This window comes from Pseudomonas sp. 50_B (genome assembly GCF_017491625.1).
In the GTDB taxonomy this organism is placed as follows: Bacteria; Pseudomonadota; Gammaproteobacteria; order Pseudomonadales; family Pseudomonadaceae; genus Aquipseudomonas; species Aquipseudomonas danubii.
Genome location: NZ_JAFGYX010000017.1, coordinates 14243 through 40758, shown reverse-complemented (window position 1 = coordinate 40758; position 26516 = coordinate 14243). Strand labels below are relative to the sequence as shown.

The 26516-nt window shown below is 64.1% G+C and carries 19 protein-coding genes; 9 read left to right on the top strand and 10 right to left on the bottom strand.

The annotated features are described in order from the left end of the window. Positions 1–92 precede the first annotated feature (92 nt). Entirely contained in the window at positions 93–2087 is a 1995-nt protein-coding gene (locus J5M73_RS22140) for an alpha-1,4-glucan--maltose-1-phosphate maltosyltransferase (RefSeq protein ID WP_102863438.1), read from the bottom strand. A gap of 204 nt (positions 2088–2291) precedes the next feature. Between J5M73_RS22140 and J5M73_RS22135 the strand changes: the two genes are divergently transcribed. From J5M73_RS22135 to J5M73_RS22105, 7 genes are all read left to right on the top strand, one after another. After that, positions 2292–2471, top strand: coding sequence for a hypothetical protein (locus J5M73_RS22135; RefSeq protein ID WP_102863437.1), 180 nt, complete (start codon positions 2292–2294; stop codon positions 2469–2471). Between the two features lie 172 nt (positions 2472–2643). Continuing rightward, the gene (locus J5M73_RS22130) at positions 2644–2877 is read left to right on the top strand and encodes a DUF3203 family protein (protein WP_102863436.1); all 234 of its coding nucleotides are present in this window, start codon (positions 2644–2646) and stop codon (positions 2875–2877) included. A gap of 208 nt (positions 2878–3085) precedes the next feature. Beyond that, on the top strand, positions 3086–4501 hold the full coding sequence (ccoG, locus tag J5M73_RS22125) for a cytochrome c oxidase accessory protein CcoG (protein WP_102863435.1): 1416 nt from the start codon (positions 3086–3088) through the stop codon (positions 4499–4501). A gap of 155 nt (positions 4502–4656) precedes the next feature. Continuing rightward, positions 4657–6066, top strand: a complete 1410-nt coding sequence (gene mapR, locus J5M73_RS22120) for a GntR family transcriptional regulator MpaR (protein WP_053151441.1) — start codon at positions 4657–4659, stop codon at positions 6064–6066. Between the two features lie 543 nt (positions 6067–6609). Continuing rightward, on the top strand, positions 6610–7665 hold the full coding sequence (locus J5M73_RS22115; protein WP_207816116.1) for a hypothetical protein: 1056 nt from the start codon (positions 6610–6612) through the stop codon (positions 7663–7665). A gap of 14 nt (positions 7666–7679) precedes the next feature. Next, on the top strand, positions 7680–8474 hold the full coding sequence (locus tag J5M73_RS22110; RefSeq protein ID WP_207816114.1) for a PoNe immunity protein domain-containing protein: 795 nt from the start codon (positions 7680–7682) through the stop codon (positions 8472–8474). Between the two features lie 46 nt (positions 8475–8520). Then, positions 8521–9075 (top strand): hypothetical protein, encoded by a 555-nt coding sequence (locus J5M73_RS22105; protein WP_207165935.1) that lies wholly within the window; start codon positions 8521–8523, stop codon positions 9073–9075. Positions 9076–9184: 109 nt separating this feature from the next. On the opposite strand, the gene J5M73_RS22100 is transcribed toward J5M73_RS22105, so the two are convergent. The 9 genes from J5M73_RS22100 to J5M73_RS22060 all read right to left on the bottom strand — a co-directional run bounded on the left by J5M73_RS22100 (position 9185) and on the right by J5M73_RS22060 (position 23496). Next, entirely contained in the window at positions 9185–9931 is a 747-nt protein-coding gene (locus J5M73_RS22100) for an SDR family oxidoreductase (protein WP_207816112.1), read from the bottom strand. Between the two features lie 126 nt (positions 9932–10057). Further along, positions 10058–12133 (bottom strand): EAL domain-containing protein, encoded by a 2076-nt coding sequence (locus tag J5M73_RS22095; RefSeq protein WP_102863430.1) that lies wholly within the window; start codon positions 12131–12133, stop codon positions 10058–10060. Positions 12134–12354: 221 nt separating this feature from the next. Then, positions 12355–13848, bottom strand: coding sequence for an efflux transporter outer membrane subunit (locus J5M73_RS22090; RefSeq protein ID WP_102863429.1), 1494 nt, complete (start codon positions 13846–13848; stop codon positions 12355–12357). After that, positions 13845–16952: an efflux RND transporter permease subunit gene (locus tag J5M73_RS22085; protein ID WP_102863428.1), complete on the bottom strand. Its 3108-nt coding sequence runs from the start codon at positions 16950–16952 to the stop codon at positions 13845–13847. Before J5M73_RS22085 ends, J5M73_RS22090 begins: the two co-directional genes overlap by 4 nt. A gap of 37 nt (positions 16953–16989) precedes the next feature. Then, on the bottom strand, positions 16990–20088 hold the full coding sequence (locus J5M73_RS22080; RefSeq protein WP_102863427.1) for an MdtB/MuxB family multidrug efflux RND transporter permease subunit: 3099 nt from the start codon (positions 20086–20088) through the stop codon (positions 16990–16992). After that, positions 20085–21407, bottom strand: a complete 1323-nt coding sequence (locus J5M73_RS22075) for an MdtA/MuxA family multidrug efflux RND transporter periplasmic adaptor subunit (RefSeq protein WP_115580141.1) — start codon at positions 21405–21407, stop codon at positions 20085–20087. Before J5M73_RS22075 ends, J5M73_RS22080 begins: the two co-directional genes overlap by 4 nt. A gap of 178 nt (positions 21408–21585) precedes the next feature. Next, positions 21586–22086: a thiol peroxidase gene (gene tpx, locus J5M73_RS22070; RefSeq protein ID WP_102863425.1), complete on the bottom strand. Its 501-nt coding sequence runs from the start codon at positions 22084–22086 to the stop codon at positions 21586–21588. 221 nt (positions 22087–22307) lie between these two features. Beyond that, positions 22308–22991 carry a type 1 glutamine amidotransferase domain-containing protein gene (locus J5M73_RS22065; protein WP_102863424.1) on the bottom strand — a complete coding sequence of 228 codons (684 nt, stop codon included), beginning with the start codon at positions 22989–22991 and terminating at the stop codon, positions 22308–22310. Positions 22992–23052: 61 nt separating this feature from the next. Further along, complete coding sequence (locus J5M73_RS22060) at positions 23053–23496, bottom strand: SRPBCC family protein (protein WP_207165936.1); 444 nt, start codon at positions 23494–23496, stop codon at positions 23053–23055. A 390-nt stretch (positions 23497–23886) separates the two neighbouring features. Here J5M73_RS22060 and J5M73_RS22055 point away from each other — a divergent pair, with 390 nt between their 5' ends. Both J5M73_RS22055 and J5M73_RS22050 read left to right on the top strand, forming a co-directional pair. Further along, on the top strand, positions 23887–25509 hold the full coding sequence (locus J5M73_RS22055; RefSeq protein WP_207165937.1) for a J domain-containing protein: 1623 nt from the start codon (positions 23887–23889) through the stop codon (positions 25507–25509). Then, entirely contained in the window at positions 25506–26486 is a 981-nt protein-coding gene (locus J5M73_RS22050; RefSeq protein WP_207165938.1) for a DUF3829 domain-containing protein, read from the top strand. Before J5M73_RS22055 ends, J5M73_RS22050 begins: the two co-directional genes overlap by 4 nt. Positions 26487–26516 lie beyond the last annotated feature (30 nt).

The window sequence follows — 26516 nt, the reverse complement described above, 5'->3', positions numbered from 1 at the left end:
GCCAGCGAAGGCGTCGCCCGGCCTGCACAAGGCTCGCGGGCCGATTCGCCGGCAAGCCGGCGCCTATGAGGAAAAACGCGGCAAGCCGCCGTCTACGTGGGGGTGATGCGCCAGATGCCGAAGGGCTGCGCCGGTTCCAGGCGCATGAATTGGGTCTTGCCGTACCAGGTCCAGCGATGGCCGTTCATCAGGTCCTCCCCCTGGGTGGCGGCATCGTCGGCCAGCCCCAGCTCCCACAGCGGCAGTTCGAAATGGGCCTCCTGGGCATTGAAGGGATCGAGGCTGACCGCCACCAGGACGAAGTTGTCGCCCTCGGCGTTGCGCTTGCCGAAGTACAGGATCTGATCGTTCCAGGCGTTGTACAGCTTGAGCCCCAGGTGACTGTGCAGCGCCGGGTTCTGCCGGCGGATGCGGTTGAGCTGGGCGATCTCGGCAATGATGTTGCCGGCGGCGTTGAAATCCCGGGGCCGGATCTCGTACTTCTCCGAATCCAGGTACTCCTCCTTGCCCGGCACCGGTGCCGATTCACACAGCTCAAACCCGGAGTACATGCCCCACAGTCCCGAGCCCATGCTGGCCAGCACCGCGCGGATCAGAAACCCCGGGCGCCCCGAGTCATGCAGAAACGCCGGATTGATGTCCGGGGTGTTGACGAAGAAGTTCGGCCGGAAGCACTCGCGCCACGGCGACTGATTGAGCTCGCTGAAATAGCTGGCCAGCTCGCTCTTGGTGTTGCGCCAGGTGAAGTAGGTGTAGCTCTGGGTGTAACCGACCTTGCCCAGGCGCGCCATCATCGCCGGGGTGGTAAAAGCCTCGGCGAGGAAGATCACCTCCGGGTACTGGCGGCGCACGTCGCCGATCAGCCATTGCCAGAACGGCAGCGGCTTGGTGTGGGGGTTGTCCACGCGAAAGGTCTTGACCCCCTCCTCGACCCAGCCGATGACGAGGTCCCGCAGCTCCAGCCACAGGCTGGGTATGGCATCAGCGGCATAGAAGTCGAGGTTGACGATGTCCTGATACTTCTTCGGTGGGTTCTCGGCGTACTTGATGGTGCCGTCCGGGCGCCAGTTGAACCAGCCAGGGTGCTGCTTGAGCCAGGGATGGTCCTGGGAACACTGGATGGCGAAATCCAGGGCGATCTCCAGGCCGTGGTCGGCAGCGGCGGCTACCAGACGACGGAAGTCATCCAGGCTGCCCAACTGCGGATGGATCGCCTCGTGGCCGCCCTCCTCGCTACCAATCGCGTAGGGACTGCCGGGGTCGTCCGGGGCCGCCGTCAACGCGTTGTTGCGCCCCTTGCGGTGGCTGCGGCCAATGGGATGGATGGGTGGGAAATACAGCACGTCGAAGCCCATGTCATGGATCATCGACAGTCGCGAGTGGACGTCGTTGAACGTGCCATGGCGAGACGGATGCTCGGTGATCGAGCGGGGAAACAGCTCGTACCAACTGGCGAACTGCGCCTGTACCCGCTCCACATCCAGGGGGTATTCGGGGCTCAGGCTCAGGTAGGGCCGGTGGTCAGCCTCGGCCATCAGCCGGGCACTGGAATCCTTGAGAAACAGGGCGACCTGCTCGGTCTCCAGCAAGCCGGCAAGCTGTTGTTGCAGCGCCAGCAACCGCTCGCGCAACGGCCCTTCGCTACGCTCGGCGGCTTGCTGCACCGAAGCCCGCCCCTCTTGCAACTCCAGGCTCACCGGCACCCCGGCCCGGTGTTTTTTCTCCAGTTCGTAACAGAAGCTGGCGAACTGATCGATCCAGGCTTCGATACAAAAGCGATAGCGGCCCACGGTGGGCACGGGAAAGCGCCCCAGCCAGCCATCGTTGCCCTGGTCCTCAAGGGCCTGGCTGCTCCAGGCGTCCTGCTGCTCCTCGCGCCAGCGCACCCGCACGGCCAGTTTGTCGTGGCCGTCGGCGAACACCTTGCACGTCACCTCGACCTGTTGGCCGGCCACCGCCTTGACCGCGAACTGCCCGCCGTCGAGGACCGGGCGGGTGTTCTCGATGGCAATGCGCGGCAGCAACAAGGCCTGAGACAAGGGCAACTGCGCCTGGTATTGCTGTTCAGTCGGTTTTTCTGCAGTCATTGAGCATCACCCCTTTAACGCGCCATGGACGCTCTGGTCGCAGGGCGCCCAGCGCCCCGATGAATCAATGCACCTTGTTTCCGAGCCACCAGCATCGGCGAAAGTTCACCGCGATCGCTGGCCAAATCGACGGGAATCAATTCCCTGCTCCCAGGGTCCACCCAGAGAGCCCGTGCATCGACAAGCACAAAGGAGGCCACAGCGATGAATATCCCGATCCCGGCAGAAACTCCCGATCCGAACATCGACCAACCGACCCTGCCCCCCAGCGAGCCGCAACCGGTTCCCGAGCAGGAACCACCAGAGACCACCCCACCGCCCAAGGGCGATCCTCCCAATACCATGCCGCCGGTGGTGGTCACGCATGGAGCGTCGACCCGCTGACACCACAGCAGCCAGCTTGCCGGCCAGAACGCCCGCCCTCTTGACGGGCCTGTTCGCCGGCAGCCGGCTCCTGCACCCGCCGGCCTGCAACGACCACCGTTGATCGCCGCGACCGAACCCTGGCCAGGCCCTGCAGCCCAATCTGTACGCCCATTGCCAAGAGGTACGCATCATGAGCCTGCGCATCGAAAACCAGACCTGCTACATCGACACCGACACCCTCCACCAACGCCTTCCCGCCAGCGCCCTGACCGTCATCACCGACGCTGCCAAATCCATGTCGGCGGTGGAGCTGGCGGGAGAACGCCTCTACATCACCGAAGCAGAAGCCGATGCTTTGACCGTAGCAGGCGCCACCGACGGTCGGCGCCATCTGAAGGCCACCGACGGTGATTCGGTGATTTGACTGATCTGGATCAGGGCTCGCCGCGAAGGCCTGTGCCAGAGGCCCCTGCGGCCTTCCCTGGTGGCTCTTGAGGGGGTGCAGCAAGTTGTCGCAGGGGCACCGTAAAGGCTCATCTGATACGGTTTTTTATCAAATACCTGAGTCTGTTATGCAAACAGATCCGTGGTCATAGTTGCGCGGCCTGATGGAGGCTGATGAGCGAACGACCATGAGCGAAAGAATCCCCGTCCGATTAGTAGAGACCTTCGAACCTTCACCCCCTAAACAGATGAAGTCGAAGACCACCGACAAACACGTTTACACCCGCAGCTTCACCGGTTTGTTCCGTACCCTGCGCATGACCGGCGCAGGTTTCCTGTTCCTGCTGTTCTTCGGCACGGTCTGGTTGAACTGGGGCGGCCGCCAGGCGGTGCTCTGGGACCTGGCCGAAAGCAAGTTCCACATCTTCGGCGCGACCTTCTGGCCTCAGGACTTCATCCTCCTCTCGGCGCTGCTGATCATCTGCGCCTTCGGCCTGTTCGCTATCACGGTGTTCGCCGGCCGGGTCTGGTGCGGCTACACCTGCCCGCAAAGTTCGTGGACCTGGCTGTTCATGTGGTGCGAGAAGGTCACTGAAGGTGAACGCAACCAGCGCATCAAGCTGCAAGCTGCGCCCTGGGGCCTGAACAAGCTGGCCCGCCGGGCCATGAAGCACACCTTGTGGCTGGGCATCAGCCTGCTCACCGGCCTGACCTTCGTTGGCTACTTCACCCCGATCCGCCCTCTGGCCCAGGAACTGCTGACCCTGCAGATCGGTGGCCTGAGTCTGTTCTGGGTGCTGTTTTTCGCCGCGGCCACCTACATCAACGCCGGCTGGCTGCGCGAGGCGGTGTGCATGCACATGTGCCCTTATGCGCGCTTCCAGAGCGTGATGTTCGACAAGGACACCCTGACCATTTCCTACAACCCGGTACGTGGTGAAAGCCGCGGCCCGCGCAAGCGTGACGTCAAGCCCGCCGACGTCGGCCTGGGCGACTGCATCGACTGCCAGGTGTGCGTGCAGGTCTGCCCTACCGGCATCGACATTCGCGACGGCCTGCAGATGGAATGCATCGGCTGCGCCGCCTGCATCGACGCCTGCGACTCGATCATGGACAAGATGGGCTACGCCCGGGGCCTGATCGCCTACACCTCGGAACACCAACTGCAAGGGGGCAAGACTCACCTGCTGCGGCCGCGCCTGGTGGGCTACAGCGCGGTGCTGCTGGTGATGATCGGCGCCCTGGCCCTGGCCCTGGTGCAACGGCCGATGGTGTCCCTGGACGTGAGCAAGGACCGTGGCCTGTTCCGCGAAAACGCCCTGGGGCAGATCGAGAACATCTACAGCCTGAAGATCATCAACAAGACCCAGGAGCGCCAGAACTACCGCCTGGCCCTGGTGGATGGCGACGGCTTCGAACTGCAGGGCAAGACCGAACTGAGCCTGGCCCCGGGCGAAATCACCGACCTGCCGGTCTCGGTGGCGATGACCCAGGACCGCCCACAAAGCAGCTCCCAGGCCATCAGCTTCAAGGTCGCCGACAGCGATGAGCCAAGCGTTTACGCCATCGCCAAAAGCCGTTTTGTTGCGCCGATGAACCGCTGAGCCTCTAGAATGCCGTGGCCAGGGAGCCTGCTGCCGTCCCTCGGCCACGGGAACCCTGTACTCGACGCCGCCATGGGCCCCACCCTGGCCGTCGAGCCTTCCCTTGCGAATCTGAACACCTAGACCCGATGACCAGACTGGATCTTGCACCGCAGATGAAACGCTACGAAAAATTCGCCGACGACATCGCCGAACTGATCCGCTCCGGGGTACTGGGCCCTGGCCAGCGCGTGCCTTCGGTGCGCTACGCCAGCCAGACCTACGGGGTCAGCCCGTCAACGGTGTTCCAGGCCTATTACCTGCTGGAGCGTCGCGGCCTGATCCGTGCCCGCCCGCGCTCCGGCTACTTCGTCAATGCTCACGCACCGAGCCCGTTCTCCGAGCCGGTGATCAGCAGCGAAGTCAACGAATCCACCGAAGTCGATGTCAGCGAACTGGTGTTCTCGGTGCTCGACTCGATCAAGGACCCGAGCACCGTGCCCTTCGGCTCGGCCTTCCCCAGCCCGACCCTGTTCCCCTTGCAACGCCTGTCCCGCTCCCTGGCCAGCGCCAGCCGCGAGATGGACCCGCGGGTGGTGGTCACCGACATGTCCCCGGGCAACCCGCAACTGCGCCGCCAGATCGCCCTACGCTACATGGTGGCCGGGCTGATGCTGCCCATGGAGGAACTGCTGATCACCAACGGCGCCCTGGAGGCCCTGAACCTGTGCCTGCAGGCCGTGACCGAGCCCGGCGACCTGGTGGCCATCGAGGCCCCGGCCTTCTATGCCAGCCTGCAAGTGCTGGAACGGCTCAAGCTCAAGGCGGTGGAAATACCCGTGCACCCGCGAGATGGCATCGACCTTGGGGTCCTGGCCCAGACCCTGGAGCGGCACCCGATCAAGGCCTGCTGGTGCATGACCAACTTCCAGAACCCCATGGGCGCGAGCATGCCCGAGGCCAAGAAGCAGGAATTGGTGGAACTGCTGCGCCAGCATCAAGTGCCACTGATCGAAGACGACGTCTACGCCGAGCTGTACTACGGCCAGCAAGCGCCAAAACCGGCCAAGGCCTTCGACACCGAAGGCCTGGTGATGCACTGCGGCTCCTTCGCCAAGAGCCTGGCCCCCGGCTACCGCATCGGCTGGGTGGCCGCCGGGCGTTACGCGCAGAAAATCGAACGGCTGAAACTCATGACCTCGCTGTGCGCCTCGATGCCGGCCCAGGCGGCGATTGCCGACTACCTGCAGCACGGCGGCTACGACCGCCACCTGCGCAAACTGCGCTACGCCCTGGAAGAACAGCAGAGCGCCATGCTGGCGGCAATTGCCCGCTACTTCCCGGCGCAGACCCGGGTCAGCCAGCCGGCGGGCGGCTACTTCCTGTGGCTGGAACTGCCACCGCAGATGGACTCGTTGAAACTGTTCCAGATGGCCCTGGCCCAGGGCATCAGCATCGCCCCCGGGCCGATCTTTTCCCCGACCCAGCGCTTTCGCAACTGCATCCGCCTGAACTACGGCAGCCCCTGGAACGAAGCGGCGGAACAGGCCATGGAAACCCTGGGGCGGATCATCCGCTCCTTTTGAGTGGTGCAGGCGCACGGGGAGTCGGGCGATGGGGTGTATCAGGTGCATCGGGGTGGCAGGTTTAGCGCCTGCTGCGTCGGCCGTTCGCAGCCTGCGGCAGCGGCTACAGAGCCCTATATTGTTCTGTAGCCGCTGCTGAGCCTGCGAAGCTGCGAAAAGGTCCGCAGGACCTTGCCTGACGATCGCCCGCCGATCTTGGGCAGCCTCAAGATCCCTGCGTCTCCTGCGGAGCCGTTCGCAGCCTGCGGCAGCGGCTACAGGGCCCTATGTTGTTCTGTAGCCGCTGCTGAGCCTGCGAAGCTGCGAAAAGGTCCGCAGGACCTTCGGCCCTGTCAAGCGCAACGTCGCCCTGTAAAGGACAAATGAAACCAGGCCGGTAGGCCGCCGTCTTGCTTAGGCTTTTGATCTGCCTGCCCCTTTAGACACGATGGTCGTTTGTCTGGGTCGGCATTCCAGCCCCTGTAAAGAACCAAAACTCCCTTGCCCCACCCCCTCGTTTCCTTCAGCATCCGCACTCCAATTTTCCAGGGAAAGGAACACGTCATGGTCGAAGACCTGTATTACGACGACTACCCAGAGGCCAAGGCCGAACTGCTCAAGGCCATCGAACGCGGCCGCCTGCCCCTGCTGACCCAGGAACTCAACGCCTACGACTGCATCCAGGCGATCTTCGAACTGGACGCCATCAACAACCCCAAGGACGAGGAAGACGCCTTCTTCGACCTGGCCCTGGCCCTGATCGGCTGGATCCCCGGCCCGGGACAAGGCCTGAAGATCCTCCTGCGCCTGATCAACCGCGCGCCCCAGCGCCACGCCGAAAAGCTCTTCGACATGATCCGCTACGCCCTGATGGCCTGCCGCCTGAAAACCAGCCCCGAACAGCTGCTGGAAAAGTGCCTGGACCCAATGCGCCTGGCCGAAGAACTGCCCGAGATCATCCGCGGCGTGAGCGCCTCCAGCACCTTCAACGGCCTGACGCCCCAGCAGCAGCGCCTGGTGCTGCACAACCTCAACGAAGCCTGCGAACACACCGAATTCCTCATGGCCTCGGTGCAAGAGCGCATCGCCCCGTGGATCGCCGAGCAGCGCAACAACTCGGCCGCCGCCCACAGCCGCGGCCCGGCCCTGGTGCCCAAGCCGCAGTCTTCCCTGGAGCCGCGCGCAACCACCCTCACCCCCGCGCCGCAGCCGGCAAGCCAGGACGCCGCGAGCCTTGCCCAGGACATCAACCAGGGCCTGGAACACCTCACCGGCGAAGGTCACTGGCTGGAGCTGAACCTGCACTACCCCAACCTGGAACCGGTGTCCGGCGCCGCTTACCGAGCGGTGTTCAGTGACGGCTCGCAAGCCGAGGGCAGCCTCGACGAAGAGGGTTTTGCCCGCCTGGAAGGCATCCCTGAGGGCCCGGTGAAGATCTACTACGGCGAAGACCCGCGCCCCTACCTGCGCCAGCCGATCAAGGCCCTGACGGCCGATGCGCAGCAACTGGAAGAAGAGCTGGAAGCGCTCGACCTGGAGCCCGCCGAAGTCGACCTGGCGACCCTGCTGCTGGAAACCTCGCAGCGCAAGGCGCCCTTCACCCTGATTCCCGTGTACTGAGACAAGGCACCGACATGAACCGCAGACAAGTGTTTCTCAGCCACAAGCAGTACCACGACTTTCTCGAAAACCTGGCCGGCGAAGAGGCCCATTGGCAGACCCATTCGATGATGGCCGACAGCCCCGAGCAGGAAGCCTCCCTCAAGGCCTCCACGGTGCGAAGCGCGCGCCTGCACCATTTGATCCTGGGCTACACCGGCGGTGCCCCCATGGAGCAACTGGCCCGGGAGCTGGACGGGGTGATCGAAGGCTACGAGGACTACCAGCGCAAGCTGGAGGTTTATGAAGAACGGCCGGATATCGCGCCACTGAACATCGAAGACTACCCCGACGAGTACGAGGAATATGTCCAGGTGATCAGCCTGTGCATCCTCCTGCAACGCAGCGACCTGCTACCGCGTCTGGTGCTGCTGCAGGACCGCGCCGGCTTTGGCGGCCAGGACACCCTGATCGAGGACCTGCTCAAGCCCTACCTGCCGGATCGCGCCGAGCTCGATGAGTGGTACCACAGCCTCTACTCGCCCCTGATCTGGGCGATCTACAGCGAAGACCCGGACGAGCCGCGGCAACTGCTGGTGGAGTACTGCAACCAGTGGTACGAGGCGTTCGAACAGGCTCCCTGGCACGACTCCCACCTGCAAGGCGACGAGGGTTCCTACTTCGGCTACTGGGCCTTTGAAGCCGCTGCCGTGGCCTACCTGTTCGGTCTGGACGACAGCGCGGTCAAGCACATGATCTTCCCCCGGGAGATGCTCGAATACGCCCGACGCTTTACCCCGCCAATTTCCCAAGGGGTGATACCGGACTGATACGCCCCGTTGACCTCCCCTGCTTAAAAAAGGTGATGCACTGCCCATGAAATCCTGGATCAAGACCCTGCTGATCACTCTGCTTGCCGCGGCCTTGTGCCTGCTGTTTGCCCGCGTTGTCCTGCCACTGCTGCTGTCGTTCCTGGTACCGCCAAGCTTGGAAGGCGCCCCCTGGTACTGGATCAATCTGCTGTTGGCCGGTTTCTTCGCCGGGCTGCTGGTGGCGCCCCTGCTGCGCACCCGGCGCTACTACCCGGTGCCTCTGCTGCTGTTGTTGTCGACCCTGGTGGTGGTGGGCAGTTGGGCGCAGAGCCGCTGCAACGACGCCCAGTTGCAGGCCATCGAACAGTTGGAAAGGCGCAGCGCGAGCCATTCGAACCTGGGGTTCTCCGAGGAGCAGCCCGAGCCTTCGGCACCCGTGGACCTGGGCGCCACACCGGACGTCTGGGCCCATGAACAAGGCTACGGATATGGCTACAGCTGCACCCGTCCGGGGGAAACCCTGGGGTACCTGGCGCCGTTGTTGATGGGCTTTGCCATCAACGTGCTGGGGCTGTTGCTGGCGTTGCTGATCGGCCCCGGCCGCCGCCGCGCCAACTGAAGGAACCCGCAGGAACTGGCTTGCCAGCGACGAACCCTGCAAGGTCGGCACAAGGCTCAAGGGCCTCTTCGCCGGCCAGCTGGCTCCTGCAGGGAAGCGCGGTCGGAGCTCAGCGGCCGCCGCCCAGGTCGACGAAGGTGCCGGTGACGTAGGAAGCCTTGTCCGACAGCAGCCAGAGAATGGCTTCGGCCACTTCGTCGGGACGTCCGCCACGCCCCATGGGAATCGCCGTTTCCAGTTTGCTGACCCGGTCGGCATCGCCGCTCAGGGCATGAAAATCGGTGTAGATGTAACCCGGGCGCACCGCATTGACGCGGATACCCTCGCCCGCCACTTCCTTGGACAGGCCGATGGTAAAGGTGTCCAGCGCGCCCTTGGAGGCGGCGTAGTCGACGTACTCGCCCGGAGACCCCAGGCGCGCGGCCACCGACGACACGTTGACGATGCTGCCACCCTGCCCGCCATGGCGCGGCGACATGCGCAGCACCGCGTGCTTGGCGCAGAGGATCGGCCCCATGACATTGGTCTTCATGATCTTCTGGATACGGAATTCGGACATTTCGTCGAGACGGGACTTGTGCCCCACGGTGCCAGCGTTGTTGACCAGTGCAGTGACCCGGCCCAGTTCGTTGTCGACCCGGTGAAACAGGCCAATGACCTCGTCCTCGATGCTGACATCGGCCCGCACCGCAATGGCCTGGGCGCCCAGAGCGCGGACCTGCTCCAGAACCTGCTGAGCCGACTGTTCATCGGCCTGATAGTTGATGCACACCTTGAAACCCTGCTGAGCAGCCAGCAACGCCGTGGCTGCGCCGATTCCCCGCCCGCCACCGGTGATGACGATGACTTTGTCCATGCTGCCGACTCCCTGACTGATCGTTTCAACGCCCGTCATTAAACACTGCACCGGCAGCGATGAAAACCGCAGTGACATCAATCAGCCCTCATCCAAAGGTCGCAGGAACTGCAGCCAGGGATTCGCTCAGGACTTGTGTTCAGCCAGCTGAATGCCCTGCATGAAGCCTTCGGGCGGCAATGGCTGGCCCAGGTAATAGCCCTGCAACGAATCGCAGCCCAGTTGGGTGAGGAAGGTCTGCTGCACCCCGGTTTCAACCCCCTCGGCGACGATGCGCAGGCCCAGGGCCTGCCCCAGGGCGACAATCGCCGAGACGATGGCGGCGTCGTCGCTGTCGTGCTCCAGGTCGCGGACAAAGCCACGGTCGATCTTCAGCTCGTTGGCCGGCAGGCGCTTGAGGTACATCAGGCTCGAATAGCCGGTGCCGAAGTCGTCGATGGACAGGTCCACCCCCATGTCCGCCAACTGCTGCAGGACGATCATGCTGACGTCGGCGTCGTTCATCGCCGTGGTCTCGGTGATCTCCAGGGTCAGGTTATTGGCCGGCAACTGGTAGCGCTGCAAGGCCTCCTGCACGCTCTTGACCAGCCCCACGTGACAGAACTGCAGGGCCGAGAGGTTCACCGCGATCCGCCAGTGGGTATAACCCAGGACATACCACTCGCGCATCTGTCGGCAGGCTTCCTGCAGCACCCAGTCGCCGATGGCGATGATCAGCCCGCTCTTCTCCGCCAGTTCGATGAACTTGTCCGGCAGCAGCAGGCCGTGCTGCGGATGTTCCCAGCGCAACAGGGCCTCGGCCCCCACCGGACGACCATTGCTGGCATCGAACTTGGGTTGGTAATACAGGCGGAACTGCTGATGTTCCAGGGCATTGCGCAGGTCCTGAAGCAACTGCAGTTGACGCCGGGCATTGGTGTTCATCGATGCGTCGAAAAAACTGTAGCCGTTCTTGCCGGTGGCCTTGGCGTGATACATGGCCGCGTCGGCGTTCATCAACAGTTCCTGGGCGGTCAGGCCATTGCCCGGATACACCGCGATGCCGATGCTGGCGGAAATCTGCAAATCGTGGTCGGCCACGCGGAACGAACGGGACACCAGGCCCACCTGGCGTGCCGCCAGCCGCAGGGCATCTTCCGGCTCGCCGAGCTGTACCAGCAGCACGAACTCGTCGCCACCGATCCGCGCCAGGGTGTCCTCAGTGCGCAGGTCCTCGCGCAGGCGCTGGGCCACTTCTCGCAGCAACTGGTCGCCCATGTGGTGACCGAAGGCGTCATTGACCGGCTTGAAGCCGTCCAGATCGATGAACATCAGCGCAAAGCAGCCACCATGGGCGGTGACCCGGTGCATGGCCTGATCGATGCGGTCCGCCAGCAGGATGCGATTGGGCAGCCCGGTCAGGGTGTCGTGCAGGGCCAGCTGGGTCAGCTCTTTGTTGGCCTCGGTCAAGGACTGCGCCAGCACCGCGGTGCGGGCTTCCAGCCGCGCATCCAGCACCGAGGTCAGCAAGGCAATGATCAGCACCGCCAGGGTGGTGATCAGCACCAGATTGTCCAGGCCGTTGCCGCTCAAGCCATTGCCCAGCGCACCGCAGAAGCTGCCATCGGCGAAACGCGCCGCGGCCATGCCGGTGTAGTGCATACCGACAATGGCAAAGCCCATCACAATCGCCGCGCCGGTACGGGCAAGACGCACATGGGGCGTGTTCTGGCGCAGGTGAAAGGCGATCCACAGCGCCGCCAGCGAAGCACCAAAGGCAATCAGCAACGAGGCGCTGAACAGGCTCGGGTCGTAGTCGATACCCGGCTGCATGCGCATGGCCGCCATGCCGGTGTAGTGCATGCCGCTGATGCCGGTGCCCATGATCAAGGCACCGAACAGCAATTGCCCCAGCGGCAGGCGCGGCTGGCTCACCAGCCACAGGGCAAAACCACAGGACAGGATGGAAATCAGCAACGACAAGGCGGTCAGCACGATGTCGTAGCCCAGGTCGATGGGCAGCGAGAACGCGAGCATGCCGATAAAGTGCATCGACCACACACCAACGCCCATGGCCAGGGCTCCGCCGCACATCCATAGATAGGCTGCACGGCCTTTGGTGGTGGCAATGCGACCGGTGAGATCAAGGGCGGTATAGGAAGCGAGGATCGCCACGAAAATGGAAATCACGACCAGTGCGGGGGAGTAACTACCGATGAGCATGGGGCATCTCTTGGTCGTTGTGCCGACAGTTTGCTCGGCGGGAAAAAGCGCAGATTGTACTGATTGCGTAGAAGAACGCATCTACAAAGTGAGCAAAAAGCCAGTAGCCAGACAGAACGTCTGGCACGGGCCCTTAATACCCCTACAGCCCTTGTGGCCAAAGGCTTTGCCCATGTCGCAGGGGGCATGCATCTGCCCCTGCGCAAAGCCCTGGCGGCGGCCTATTTCTGCCCTTCGCCCTGCACCTGACCATCCCAGCCACCCCCCAGCGCGGCGATCAATTGCACGCTGGCAATCAACCGGCTCTGCAGCAAGCTTAGGACGCTGCGCTCGTTGCTCAGGGCAGTGGCCTGGCTGGTGACCACGTCCAGGTAGGCGATCAATCCGGCCTTGTACTGGTTCTCGGTCAGGCGCAGGGCCTCACGCGCCGAATCCAGGGCCTGCTGGCGCACCTGGGCTTCGTCTTCCAGAACCTTGAGCTGGATCATGTAGTTCTCCACCTCGCGGAAACCGTCGAGCACAGTCTGTCGGTACTTGGCCACAGTCTGGTCGTAGGCGGCTTCAGTGCGATCCACTTCCGCCGAGCGCTGGCCACCATCGAACAGGGTCATGGCCAGTTTCGGCCCCACCGACCAGAACCGGTTCGGCACGCTGATCCAGTCGGCGTAGGTACTGCTGCTGTAGCCTCCGGCCAGGCTCAGGGTCAGGTCCGGGTAATAGGCGGCCTTGGCCACGCCGATATTGGCGTTGGCCGCGATCACCGAACGCTCCGCCGAGGCGATGTCCGGACGCCGCTCCAGCAACTGCGAGGGCAGCGCCAGGGGCACCTGGGGCAGCGCCGGAATCTGCGGGGTTTCTGCCAGATTGAACTGCGCCGGCGGCACGCCGATCAACACCGCGATGGCGTTCTCGAACTGCGCCCGCTGCCAGATCAGGTCGATCAGGTCGGCCTGGGTGCTTTTGAGCTGGGTCTGGGCCTGGGCCACCGCATCCTTGCCGGATACCCCGGCCTGATACTGGTTCTGCGTCATGGTCAGGGAGCGCTGGTAAGCCGCCACCGTGGCTTCCAGCAAGCGCTTCTGCTCATCGATCACCCGCAGTTGCAGGTAGTTCTGCACCAGCTCCGACTGCTGGCTCAGGCGCATGGCCGCCAGATCGGCGAAGCTCGCCTCGGCACTGGCCTGGTTGGCCTCCAGGCCGCGGCGCAGCTTGCCCCAGATGTCCGCCTCCCAGCTCACCCCCAATTGGGTGTTGTAGGTGTCTCGAATGCCGCTGCTGGAACTGCTCAGCCCCGAGTTGCTGCTGCCGGTGCCCTGGCTGGCCCGGGTCTTGCCGGCGCTCAAGTCGACACTGGGAAAGAACGCTCCCCGGGAGCTGCGCACCAGGGCCTGGGCCTGACGGTATTGCGCTTCCGATTGGGCGACGCTCTGGTTGGAGTTGTTGAGCTTCTCGATCAGGCCATTGAGCTGCGTGTCACCGTACAGCTCCCACCAGGCGCCACGGGCCAGGGCATCGCTGGGGTTGGCCTGACGCCAGCCCTGGGCCTCCTTGTACTGCACCGGTTCGGCCACCTGGGGGCGCTGATAGTCGGGACCGATGGCGCAGGCACTGAGCAGCGCCACGCACAGGCCCAGGCTCAAGGCCCGCGAACCCCGGGCCATGGCCAGGCGCTGGGCGGACAGCGGAGAAACAGGACGGGACGATTGGTCGGTCATAGCGGCGTTTCCAGAGCAGCATCGGTACGGACCCCACGCCAGTGGTTGAACTTGTGGCGCAGGCGATCGAGGTAGAGGTAGACCACCGGGGTGGTGTAAAGGGTCAGGATCTGACTGAAGACCAGGCCGCCAATGATGGTCAGGCCCAGGGGCTGGCGCATTTCCGAGCCTTCGGCGTTGCCCAGCAACAGGGGCAAGGCACCCAGGATCGCCGCCAGGGTGGTCATCAGGATCGGCCGCAGGCGTTGCAGGCAGGCGCTGCGGATCGATTGCAGCGGGTCCAGGCCCTGGTGGCGCTCCAGTTGCAGCGCCAGGTCGATCATCAGGATCGCGTTCTTCTTCACCACCCCGATCAGCAGGAACAGCCCCAGCAGCGAGATCAGGCTGAACTCGCCGCCCAGCACGTAGATCGAGAGCAAGGCGCCGACCCCGGCCGACGGCAGCGTGGAGAGGATGGTCAGCGGGTGAATGTAGCTTTCATAGAGCACCCCAAGCACCAGGTACACCGCCAGCAATGCCCCGAGAATCATGAACGGCTGGCTCTTCTGGGTGGCGGCGAAGGCGTCGGCGGTGCCGGCCATCTTGACGATCACGTCCTCGGGCATGCCCAGCTTGGCAATCGCCCGCTCGATGGCCGCGGTGCCCTGCTCCACCGTCACGCCTTCGGCCATGTCGAAGGAAATGCTTTCCGAGGCGAACTGCCCTTCGTGGCTGACCCGGTCGTCTTCCAGGCTGTTTTCATAATGGGCGATGGTCGACAAGGGAATCCGCGCGCCCTCGCTGGTGATCACCTGCACCTGATTCAGGGTAATCGGGTCCCGGGCGTATTTCGGGTTGACCTCCATCACCACCTGATACTGGTTGAGGCTGTCGTAGATGGTGGAGATCTGCCGCTGGCTGTAGGCGTTGTTGAGCACGGCGGTGACCATGTCCATGTCCACCCCCAGGCGCTTGGCCTGGTCACGGTCGACGATCAGAGTCACTTGCTGGGCGCCGTGGCCTTCGCGGGCGTCGATGGCGGTCAGCTCAGGCAAGGCGCGCAGCGCGGTCACCACTTTCGGGTACCACTGGCGCAGCTCGCCCAGGTCGCCGCTTTGCAGGATGTAGGAATACTGCGAGGTGGTCTGCTCGCGGCCGCCGCCGAACTGCAGGTCCTGGTCGGCCATCAGCATCAGTTGCGCGCCGGGCACCTTGGGCATTTCCTTGCGCAAACGCTCGATGACCTTCTGCGCCGAGATGTCGCGCTCCTTGATCGGCTTGAGGCGCACCAGCATGAAGGCGTTGTTGGTGCCGTTGCTGCCGCCGATAAAGCCGGCCACGCTTTCCACCGCGGCGTCCTTGAGCACCGCGCGGCGGAAGATCTCCATCTTCGGCTGCATCACGCTGAAGGACAGGCCGTCGTCGCCGCGCACGAAGCCGATCAACTGGCCGGTGTCCTGCTGCGGCATGAAGGTCTTGGGCACCACCACGTACAGGGCCACGTTGACGCCGATGGTGACCAGCAGGCTGAGCAGGGTCAGGCGCTTGTGCCGCAGCACCCAGTCCAGGCTGGTGGCGTACTTGCCCACCATCCACTCGTTGCTGCGCCGGCTCCAGCGTTGCAAGGCGTTTTCCTGGCCCGGGGTGTGGGGCTTGAGCCAGCGCGCGCAGAGCATCGGGGTCAGGGTCAGGGACACCACCAGGGACACCACGATGGCCGCTGCCAGGGTGATGGAGAACTCACGAAACAGGCTCTCGATGATCCCGCCCATGAACAGGATCGACAGGAACACCGCCACCAGCGACACGTTCATCGACAGCAGGGTGAAGCCCACCTCCTTGGCCCCCAGGTATGCCGCCTTCATCGGCGCGATACCTTCGTCGATGTGCCGGGAAATGTTCTCCAGGACCACGATGGCGTCGTCCACCACCAGCCCGGTGGCGAGGATCAGCGCCATCAGCGACAGGTTGTTCAGCGAAAAACCGTACAGGTACATGATGGCGAACGTGCCCACCAGGGACACCGGCACCGCCAGGGTCGGGATCACCGACGCGCGGAAATTGCCAAGGAACAGGAACACCACCAGGATCACCAGGGCCACGGCGATCAACAGGGTCATCTCCGCCTCGTGCAGGGTGGCCTTGATCACCGGCGAGCGGTCCATGGCCAGGTTGAGCTTGACGCTGGCCGGCAGCACCGCCTGCAACGCCGGCAGCTGGGCCTTGATCTCGTTCACCGTCTCGATGATGTTGGCCCCGGCCTGGCGGTTGATCACCAGCAGCACCGCCGCATCGTCGTTGAAGAAACCGCTGTTGTAGCGGTCTTCCACGCCGTCGCTGACCTTGGCCACGTCTTTCAGACGCAGGGCCGCACCGTCCTTGTAGTGGATGATCAGCGGCTCGTAGTCGCGGGCCTTTTCCAGCTGATCGTTGGCCTGGATCTGCCACAGCCGCTGGTCATCCTCCACCGAGCCCTTGGGCCGACGCTGGTTGGCGTTGGCAATGGCGTTGCGCACGTCGTCCAGGGCCACGCCGTACTGGTTGAGCAGTTGCGGCTCCAGCTCGATGCGCACCGCCGGCAAGGAGCTGCCGCCGATCTGCACTTCGCCCACGCCCTGCACCTGGGACAGGCTCTGGGACAGGATGGTCGAGGCCAGGTCGTAGAGCTGGCCCTTCTCCAGCACATCGGAGGTCAGCGACAGCACCATGATCGGCGCCTGGGACGGGTTGACCTTCTTGTAGGTGGGCATGCTGCGCATGCCGCTGGGCAGCAGGTTGCGCGAGGCGTTGATGGCCGCCTGCACTTCCCGGGCCGCACCGTTGATGTCGCGGTCCAGGTCGAACTGCAGGATCACCCGGGTCGAGCCCTGGCTGGAGCGGCTGCTCATGGTGTTGACCCCGGCAATCGCGCCGAACGAGCGCTCAAGCGGCGTGGCCACGGTGGACGCCATGACCTCGGGGCTGGCTCCGGGCAGGCTGGCCTGGACCACGATCACCGGGAAATCCATCTGCGGCAGCGGCGACACCGGCAGCAGGCCGAAGCTGACCCCGCCCAGCAGCATGATCGCCAACGACAGCAGCATGGTCGCCACCGGGCGTTTGATGAAAGGTCCGGACAGGTTCATGGCTGAACGCCCCGGGCTGGAGGCTGGCTGCGGCCCTTCATGCCTCCACCTCTTGGGCGTCTTCACCTTTGCCGAAGCGCCGACCCAGGCGGTCGAAGTACAGGTAGATCACCGGCGTGGTGAACAGGGTCAGCACCTGGCTCACCAGCAGGCCGCCGACCATCACCAGGCCCAGGGGCTGGCGCAGCTCGGCACCTGAACCCGTGGCCAGCATCAGCGGCACGGCGCCGAACAGCGCCGCCAGGGTGGTCATCAGGATCGGCCGGAACCGCAGCAGCGCCGCCTGGTAGATCGCCTGCTCCGGGGCCATGCCCTGGTGGCGTTCGGCGTCGAGGGCGAAGTCGATCATCATGATCGCGTTCTTCTTGACGATGCCGATCAGCAGGATGATGCCGATGATCGCGATCATGCCCAGGTCATTGCCGCTGAGGATCAGCGCCAGCAAGGCCCCCACCGCCGCCGAAGGCAGGGTGGAGAGAATGGTGATCGGGTGGATGTAGCTCTCGTAGAGCACCCCCAGGACGATGTACATGGTCACCACCGCCGCCAGGATCAGCAGCAAGGTGCTCGACAGCGACGCCTGGAAGGCCTCGGCGGCGCCCTGGAAGCGGGTCTGCACCCCCACTGGCATGCCAATGTCCTGCTGCACCTGCTCGATGACGTTAACCGCCTCCCCCAGGGCCACACCGGGCGCCAGGTTGAAGGACATCATCACCGCCGGGAACTGGCCGATATGGGCGATGGCCAGTTGCGCCTGGCGCTCCTCGACATGGGCCAGGCTCGACAGCCGCACCTGCCCGCCGTCGGTGGTCTTGACGTGGATCTGCTCCAGGGCCTGGGGTCCGATACGCTCGCCAGCCTGGGCCTGGAGCACCACCCGGTACTGGCTGGCCTGGGTGTAGATGGTGGAAATCTGCCGCTGGCCGAAGGCGTCATACAGGGCGTCGGTGATGTTGGCCACCGAAACCCCGACCCGGGACGCCGCATCGCGGTCGATCACCAGGTACACCTGCAGGCCCTTGTCCTGCAGGTCGCTGGCCACGTCGGTGAGTTCCGGGCGCTGGGCCAGGGCTTCGCTCAGGCGCCCGCTCCACAGGGCCAGCAGCTCGGCGTCCGGCGAAGACAGGCTGAACTGATACTGGGTACGACTGACCCGGTCCTCGATGGTCAGATCCTGCACCGGCTGCATGAACAGGCGGATGCCCAGCAGTTTGTCCACCTCGGGCTGAATCCGTGCAATCACCTGGGCCGCGCTCAGGTCACGCTGGTTGTGGGGCTTGAGGTTGATCAGCAGACGGCCACTGTTGAGGGTCGCGTTGTCGCCGTCGACGCCGATGTAGGACGACAGGCTTTCCACGGCCGGGTCCTGCAGGATGATCTTCGCCAGGTCTTGCTGGCGTTGGCTCATGGCGGCGAAGGACACCGACTGCGGCGCCTCGGAAATGCCCTGGATGACCCCGGTGTCCTGCACCGGGAAGAAGCCCTTGGGCACCACCAGGTACAGGAACACGGTCAGGCCCAGGGTGCCGACGGCCACCATCAGGGTCAGGAACTGGTGCTTGAGCACCCATTGCAGCTTGCGCCCGTAGCTTTCGATCAACCAGTCGATCCAGGCGCCACTGGCGCGGTAGAAGCGCCCCTGCTCCTCAGGCTTGGGCTCACGCTTGAGCAACCGCGCGCACATCATCGGCGTCAGGGTCAGGGACACCACCAGGGAAATCAGGATCGCCACCGCCAGGGTGATGGCGAACTCGCGGAACAGCCGGCCCACCACGTCCGCCATGAACAGCAGCGGGATCAGCACCGCGATCAGCGACAGGGTCAGGGAGATCAGGGTGAAGCCGATCTGCTTGGCGCCCTTGAGCGCCGCCTGCATCGGGCTGTCGCCCTCCTCGATAAAGCGCGAGATGTTCTCCAGCATGACGATGGCATCGTCCACCACGAAACCGGTGGCGATGGTCAGGGCCATCAGGGTCAGGTTGTTCACCGAAAAACCGGCCAGGTACATCACCCCGAAGGTGCCGATCAGCGACAGCGGCACGGCAATCGAAGGAATGAGGGTGGCGCTGGCCCGACGCAGAAAGAGGAAGGTCACCATCACCACCAGGGCGATGGCGATGAACAGCTCGTGCTGCACATCCTTGACCGAGGCGCGGATGGTCTGGGTGCGGTCGGTGAGCACCGTGACGTCCAGGCCCGCCGGCAGGTTGTCGGTGATGCTCGGCAGCAGCGCCTTGATCCGGTCCACCACCTCGATCACGTTGGCCCCGGGCTGGCGCTGGATATTGAGCAGCACTGCCTGGTTTTCGTTGGCCCAGGCCGCCAGGCGCTCGTTCTCGGCGCCGTCGACGATCTCGGCGACATCCTTCAGGCGCAGCGGTGCACCATTTTTGTAGGCCAGGATCAGCTCGGCGTAATCCTTGGGCGAGGTCAGCTGGTCGTTGGCATCGAGCATCGAGACCCGGGTCGGGCCGTCAAAGTTGCCCTTGGGCTGATTGACATTGGACGCGGCAATCAAGGTGCGCACGTCCGCCAGGTTCAGGCCGTTGGCCGCCAGGGCCTCGGGATTGACCTTGATCCGCACCGCCTGGCGCTGGCCGCCGGCAATGCTGACCATGCCGACGCCGCTGATCTGGGCGATCTTCTGTGCCATGCGGGTGTCCACCAGGTCATTGAGCTTGGGCAGCAGCATGGTCTTGGAGGTGATGGCCAGGGTCAGCACCGGGGTGTCCGCCGGGTTGACCTTGTTGTACACCGGCGGCGCCGGCAGGTCCTTGGGCAGCAGGTTGGTGGCGGCGTTGATGGCCGCCTGCACCTGTTGCTCGGCCACGTCCATATTGATGTCGAGGCTGAAACGCAGGGTCAGCACCGAGGCGCCACCGGAGCTGGTGGAGGCCATCTGGGTCAGGCCGGGCATCTGCCCGAACTGGCGCTCCAGGGGCGCGGTGACCGCGCTGGTCATCACGTCCGGGCTGGCCCCGGGGTACAGGGTCATGACCCGGATGGTCGGGTAGTCCACCTGGGGCAAGGCCGAGACCGGCAACAGGCGATAGGCGATCAGGCCGGCCAGGACAATGGCCAGCATGCTCAGGGTGGTGGCTACCGGACGCAGGATGAACAGTCGCGAGAAATTCATGCGCCGACCTTTTGCGCCTTGCCATCAACCGGCTTGCCATCCGCGGCCGGCGCAGCGGCGGGCTTGCCCTGCAGGTGTTCGGTGGGGCTGGTGGGCACTTCACTGCTGTCGTTGACCACTTCCACCTCGCTGCCGTCCTTGAGGCGGTCGGTGCCTTCCATCACCACCCGGTCGCCGGCCTTGAGGCCGTCCTTGATCACCGTCAGGTCGCCGTTGCTGTCGCTCACCTGCAGTTGGCGGATCTTCACCTTGTTATCACCATCCAGGGCGTAGACGAAGGTGCCGTTGGTGCCGAACTGGATCGCGGCCGAAGGTGCCAGCACCACATTCTTCAGGGTGTCGGCCAGCAGCCGCACATTGACGAACTGATTGGGAAACAGGCCCTGGTCGCGGTTATCGAAGCGCGCCTTGAACTTCAGGGTGCCGGTGGTGGTGTCGATCTGGTTGTCCAGGCTCTGCAGCATGCCGCTGGCCTGCAGCTTCACATCGCCCCGGTCCCAGGCTTCCACCGGCAGTTTGGCGCCGCTGTGGTAGCGCTTGAGCACGGTGTCCAGGCTGTTCTCCGGCAGGGTGAAGGCCACGCTGATGGGCTGGGTCTGGGTGATGATCACCAGTGCCGTGGTGTCATTGGCCGACACCAGGTTGCCTACGTCCAGTTGACGCAGGCCCACGCGCCCGGCAATCGGCGCGCGGATATTGGTGAATTCGAGGTTGAGCTTGGCGTCGTTGACCGCCGCCTGATTGGTCTTGACCGTGCCCTGGTACTGGCCCACCAGCGCCGCGGCGGTGTCCAGGGTCTGTTTGGCGATGCTGTCCTGGGCATACAGGCCGCGATAACGCTCAAGGTCGACCTGGGCGTTCTTCAGCTGGGCCTGGTTCTGCAGCAGGGTGCCCTCGGCCTGGAGCAAGGCATTCTGATAAGGACGCGGATCGATCTGCGCCAGCAAGTCGCCGGCCTTGACCATCTGCCCTTCCTCGAAGTTGACCTTGACCAACTCCCCCGCCACCCGGCTGCGCACATTGATGGTGTTGAGTGCCGTCACCGTGCCCAGGGCCTTGTAGTACAGCGGGAAGTCGCCCTGAGTCACCGGCGCCACCCGCACCGGGATCGGCCCGCTGGCACCGCCGAAGCCGGGGCGCAGGCTGCCGCTGCGTCCGGTATGCCCGGCCGCGGCCTTCGCCTGTGCACCCTCTTTGGGGGCGCTGCCGGCGGGCCAGAATTTCCAGCACAGGCCGATCACCAGCAGCAGGACAAACAGGCCGAACAGCCAGCGACGAGAGTTGCGGGGAGCAGAGGATTGCATGGAGTGATCAACCATTGGGCGCGTGGGAGTCTTCTTTGGGGAAGGCTGAAAGATAAGCACTAGAGCGGTTTTAGCAAAGCGCCTTTACCGGCAATTTACCTTTGACTGACGTTTCAAGGTGCGGCGCTAAGCCACTGAAGCACAAATAAAAACGGCCTGGACAGAGCCAGGCCGTGAATAATTGTAAAACCTGTTACTTGAGCACGGCCAGGGCAGCGTCGTAGTTCGGCTCTTCGGCGATTTCCTTGACCAGTTCGCTGTGCAGCACGGTGTCGTTTTCATCCAGCACCACCACGGCGCGGGCGGTCAGGCCGGCCAGCGGGCCGTCGGCGATGGCCACGCCGTAGTTCTCGATGAACTCGCGACCGCGCAGGGTCGACAGGTTCTGCACGTTTTCCAGGCCTTCGGCGCCACAGAAACGGGCCTGGGCGAACGGCAGGTCAGCGGAGATGCACAGCACCACGGTGTTGGCCAGCTCGTTGGCCTGAGCGTTGAACTTGCGTACCGAGGTGGCGCAGGTTGGGGTGTCGACGCTTGGGAAGATGTTCAGCACCTTGCGCTTGCCGGCGAGGCTGCTCAGGGAGACATCGGCCAGACCGGCGCCTACCAGGGAGAACGCAGGGGCTTTGGAACCCACTTGCGGCAGCTGGCCGTTGACCTGAACCGGGTTGCCTTTGAGAGTGACTTGAGCCATGAACGGAGTCCTTTATTGAACAGTGATGATGGAACAGCAATGAGAAATTCTTGAGAGGCCGAAGTTAAGCATGAAACGGCGCGAGCACCTATTGCCCCAAGGATAAATTGTCCAGCAACCTGGCCGACTGCAGGGGGCGGCGTGCAGGCGAAGGCGGTTTCCAAGCTTAGGTCCGGCTCGCGGGCCTCTTGGCCGGCAAGCCGGTTCCTGCAAGGCGGTGCTCAGGCGTGCAGGTGCGCCAGCAGCAGGTCCGCCACGGGGCCTCCGGAGGCCGGGTTCTGCCCGCTGATCACCCGCTGGTCTTGCACGGCAAACGGCGCCCAGGGCTCGGCGGCCTTCTGGTACAGGGCGCCGCGCTTGAGCAGTTCGGTCTCGGTCAGGTACGGCACGTACGAGTCCAGCTCGGCGAGCCGCTCTTCTTCATTGGAGAAACCGCTGACCTGTTTGCCGGCGATCAGCAACGAGCCATCGCTGAGCCTGATGTTCAGCAGGCCCACCGCGCCATGGCAGACCGAGCTGACGTAGCCGCCCTGCTCGTAGATGTCGCGACTCAGGGCCTGCAACTCGGGGTTGTCGGGAAAATCCCAGAGCACGCCATGACCACCGGCGTAATAGATGGCCACATAGTCCCGGGCCTGGACCTGCGACGGTTGCAAGGTCGCTCCCAGGCGGCTCATGAAGGCGCTGTCCTGGTACCACTGCCAGTCGGTGTCGTCGGCCATGGCCAGACTGTGGGGGTCGATGGGTACGTAGCCGCCCTTGGGACTGACGTAATCCACCTCGAACCCGGCCGCTTGCACCTTCTTCACAAAATGCACCGCCTCCCCCAGCCACAGACCGGTGGCACGGTTCAGGTTGGGGTATTTGGCCACGCTGGTCAGGACCACCAGTATCTTCTTGCTCATGGGCATGCTCCTTGAACTTGAACTTGGAATAGAAATGGGCAAACACGGCATCGCGGCGCCGTCACCCCAGCAAGCGCAACATGTTGCGGTGCCGGGCATCGAAAATCCGCGCCATGTAGGCGTTGACCACCAAGCGTTCCAAAGGTGCGCCACCGATGGCCCGATAAGTCACGCGGTCGGTGTACAGGGTGCCCCCTTCGGCGGCCTCGACCCGATGTTCGTGACGAAAGGCGCGCAGTGGCCCCTTGAGCATCTCGTCGACAAAATGCCGATCGCTGACCTCACGTATAACCACCGTCCATTTCGCCGGTATGACACCGAACATCCAGTGCAGGAAGCTGAACTGGCGTCCGACACTGATGCGCAGGTCATTGATGTCGATGCCCCCCAAGGGGGTCACGCGCTCGGGAAATATCTTGGGAAAGTTGGTCCCTTCGAGGCAGAAATCCAACACCTGGGCCGGGCTGCGGCCCGGCAGAAAAGTCGTGCGTTCCAGTACAGGCATAGCTGACAGCTCCTTGCTCAGCCAACAAAATAATTACAATCAACATCACATAAACATCATAAACAATTGTTTTTATTCATTTTTTCATAATCTAGAAACAACATTAACTAAACCATGCAAAGAGCATGGAAATAATCACAAATCGCTTTAACAGCCCTTTTCCACTGACGGCCATCCGCTCGGACCTGCCCCACGCCCGCCCGGCGCAACAGAGCGCGGCACAGCAGAACCCGCGCGCCCCTGCCACCCGGACTGAATCGCCAGACGCCTGCCGCTGTTGCTTAGACGGATTCGAGTCGAGGGACTTTTACCCGGGAAACCGGTAGGGTGCGCCATTTCCTCCAGTCATGTCTGGATGTTGCCAAGGGTTGCATGGAGTTCTATCGCCCAATGAGTTGCTGGACCCTACTCGGCCTGCCGGTCACCGCTGATACCCGGACCATCAAGCGCCACTACGCCAAGCTGCTGAAACAGACCCGCCCGGATGAAGATCCGCAAGCTTTCCAGCGCTTGCGCGACGCCTATGAAGAGGCGCTGGCCCATAAGGATTGGGAGCAACAGAACGAGCCCCTGGAAACGCCCGAGACCTGGGCCGGCAACGAGCCGGTAACGCTGGCGCTGTCACCGGTGCAGCGGGTGGCCATGTTGCTCAAGGAGCTGCCTGTCGATCAGCTCGACCAGCGCTATCAGCAGGCCCAGGAGCAGGCGTGCGCCTATGAGTTCGAACTGGCCCTGCTGCGCTATTGCGTCGAACACCCGGCGCAAGCCGACACGGTGTTGCACTGGGGGTTCGAGCGTCTGCGCTGGATGAGTGCCTGGCAACGCCTGGATCTGCCGGAGTATCTGGTGCAGGAGTTGCAGCAGCAGCTCTATCAGCGAGTACAAGAGCCACTGGCCGCAGCCCTGGAGGCCAAGGATGAAGCGGCGTTCCTGGAGGCCTACGCCCAGCGTTCAGCCCACGCCTGGCTGCTGCACCTGCAGCACCGACAATGGTTCAACCAATGGCTGGCACAGACACTGGCCAACAGCCCTTATTGGTCGGTGGCGGTGTTCCAGGCGGTCTGCGCCGGCCAAGGCTGGCACACCAATAGTGCAGACAACTGCCCGGAACAGCTCTGGCCGCGGCTGTTGAAACGCCATCAGGCACCGCTGTACCTGGCCCACCAGCAACAACTGGCGAGCGAACCGCCGAGCACCCCGGAACACCGTGCGGCACGCTTGTTGCTCGCGCCCCTGAGCTTCAGTCAGCGCCGCGCCTGGGCCCGACACCTGGGCAACCTGGACTGGCAGGCCTGTCACAAGCTGGCTGCGAGCCTGGCGGCAGACTACCCGCAAGTCGCCGCCGGCATGCCCGCCAGCAATCCCTACTTCTGGCGGGACTGGGAACACGCGATCAACAGCTGGCCGATGCTCCTGGGGGTGGTTCTGGCCTGCCTCACCGGCGTAATGGCCGATTACGCCGGGCAAGACAGCAGCCCCTGGGAGATTATCGGCGTCACGCTGGTCTGGGCTCTGTGCTTCTGCGCCGCGGGCGAAGGGCTGCAGCGACTTTGGCGCCCCCTGAGCCAACGCCTGTTCCAGTGGGACGAGCGCCTCAGCCAACACCTGCCTCGGCACCAGACGCCCTATCACGACGTGCAACTGATCCGCGACCTGCTGCCCGCGGCGCTGCTGGGCGCACTGCTGGGCGTGGTGGTCCACCCAGTGGCCACTATCACTTATCTCGGGGTCCTGCTGCTGGTGGCCCTGGCCCGTCAGCGCCAGATCGACCCGCTGAACGCCTGGCAACGCATCAATCCCTGGCCGCGTCGCCTGCTGCTGAGCACCGCACTGGTGCTGCTGGTGGCCGTAATCGCCACCCTCAAGTGGTTCGACGGGCGCCACACCGCCGGGCGTTATCAGGGCCTGCAGCCCTGGACCGAACGGCTGTGCGCGCGCATGCCGGCCGATACCCCCGAGTGTGCAGCACCGGCCACCCAGGAGCAGTGGTACCCCAAGGAGGAGCGGCCATGAGCCAACGCCCCTTGTTGCTTTTCGGTTGCACGCTGATTTTCGGCCTGTTTGCGCTCCTGGCTGCCGGAGCGCCGATCGCCCGCTTCGAACTGTGGCTGGCCGGCCTGGACAGCCCCGCCAGCGCCCAGGCCGCGGCCAGGGCGCCGCTGATCGACTGCGTCAACCAATACGATGTGCCTTGGCGCCTGGGCTACTACACCTACGGCACTCAAGCGGCCTGGCGCGCGGCGTTCACCGACCTGCTGAACAATGCCAAGGACTTCGCAGACAGCGCGAAGACCGACATGGATACCCTGCCCGCCCGCGACTGCGAACCGCGCATGCTCTATCGGCTACGCCACCTGCAACCCGACGCCCCGCTGATCGACCTGGCCGAGCGCTACATCGACGCACTGCACCAGGCCAACCTGGCCCGTCGCGCTCATTCCAGCGCCGTACCCGGTGCTTACATGCCGGCTGAGGAAGACGCGGCCACTGTTGCCCTGCTCAAGCCCAAGTTCGACCACTACCTGCAAGCCTCCGCCGACCTGCGCGCTGCCCTGGCGAGCGCAGACATCGGCGCCCGACGGGAGCAACAGCGGCTGCTTGAGCAACGCCTGGGGCAGGACATCCACTGGCACCTGCTGGACTACATGATCCAGGCGCGGCTCACAGTGGAGCAGATCAGCCAGGGAATGCGCGAGAAAACCCTGACCCCGGCGCAACTGGCACAGGCCAGCCAGGACCTGCAACGGACCTGGGATGCCGGGCAGCCCTTGCGCAACCGACCACAGAGCAGCCGCACGCAACCGGCCTATTACCTGTGGAGCCAGATCACGCGACCGGCGCAGCGCTATCAGCAAGCCTTGCTCGCCCTGCATCAGGACTGGCAGAAACAGGCTGAGCCACAGCATCTGAGCGAGGACTATCACGCCATCATGCGGGCCTACGACTCGCTGCTCAGCTACTACAACAAGCAGGCCCAAGTGGACTATTGAAGCGGCAGCGGCCCTGTTGGCCGCCGCCGG

Bases quoted from the DNA above. Each gene is read 5' to 3' on its own strand.
- J5M73_RS22140 (WP_102863438.1), bottom strand. From the start codon at position 2,087: ATGACTGCAGAAAAACCGACTGAACAGCAATACCAGGCGCAGTTGCCC.
- J5M73_RS22135 (WP_102863437.1), top strand. From the start codon at position 2,292: ATGAATATCCCGATCCCGGCAGAAACTCCCGATCCGAACATCGACCAA.
- J5M73_RS22130 (WP_102863436.1), top strand. From the start codon at position 2,644: ATGAGCCTGCGCATCGAAAACCAGACCTGCTACATCGACACCGACACC.
- ccoG (WP_102863435.1), top strand. From the start codon at position 3,086: ATGAGCGAAAGAATCCCCGTCCGATTAGTAGAGACCTTCGAACCTTCA.
- mapR (WP_053151441.1), top strand. From the start codon at position 4,657: ATGAAACGCTACGAAAAATTCGCCGACGACATCGCCGAACTGATCCGC.
- J5M73_RS22115 (WP_207816116.1), top strand. From the start codon at position 6,610: ATGGTCGAAGACCTGTATTACGACGACTACCCAGAGGCCAAGGCCGAA.
- J5M73_RS22110 (WP_207816114.1), top strand. From the start codon at position 7,680: ATGAACCGCAGACAAGTGTTTCTCAGCCACAAGCAGTACCACGACTTT.
- J5M73_RS22105 (WP_207165935.1), top strand. From the start codon at position 8,521: ATGAAATCCTGGATCAAGACCCTGCTGATCACTCTGCTTGCCGCGGCC.
- J5M73_RS22100 (WP_207816112.1), bottom strand. From the start codon at position 9,931: ATGGACAAAGTCATCGTCATCACCGGTGGCGGGCGGGGAATCGGCGCA.
- J5M73_RS22095 (WP_102863430.1), bottom strand. From the start codon at position 12,133: ATGCTCATCGGTAGTTACTCCCCCGCACTGGTCGTGATTTCCATTTTC.
- J5M73_RS22090 (WP_102863429.1), bottom strand. From the start codon at position 13,848: ATGACCGACCAATCGTCCCGTCCTGTTTCTCCGCTGTCCGCCCAGCGC.
- J5M73_RS22085 (WP_102863428.1), bottom strand. From the start codon at position 16,952: ATGAACCTGTCCGGACCTTTCATCAAACGCCCGGTGGCGACCATGCTG.
- J5M73_RS22080 (WP_102863427.1), bottom strand. From the start codon at position 20,088: ATGAATTTCTCGCGACTGTTCATCCTGCGTCCGGTAGCCACCACCCTG.
- J5M73_RS22075 (WP_115580141.1), bottom strand. From the start codon at position 21,407: ATGGTTGATCACTCCATGCAATCCTCTGCTCCCCGCAACTCTCGTCGC.
- tpx (WP_102863425.1), bottom strand. From the start codon at position 22,086: ATGGCTCAAGTCACTCTCAAAGGCAACCCGGTTCAGGTCAACGGCCAG.
- J5M73_RS22065 (WP_102863424.1), bottom strand. From the start codon at position 22,991: ATGAGCAAGAAGATACTGGTGGTCCTGACCAGCGTGGCCAAATACCCC.
- J5M73_RS22060 (WP_207165936.1), bottom strand. From the start codon at position 23,496: ATGCCTGTACTGGAACGCACGACTTTTCTGCCGGGCCGCAGCCCGGCC.
- J5M73_RS22055 (WP_207165937.1), top strand. From the start codon at position 23,887: ATGAGTTGCTGGACCCTACTCGGCCTGCCGGTCACCGCTGATACCCGG.
- J5M73_RS22050 (WP_207165938.1), top strand. From the start codon at position 25,506: ATGAGCCAACGCCCCTTGTTGCTTTTCGGTTGCACGCTGATTTTCGGC.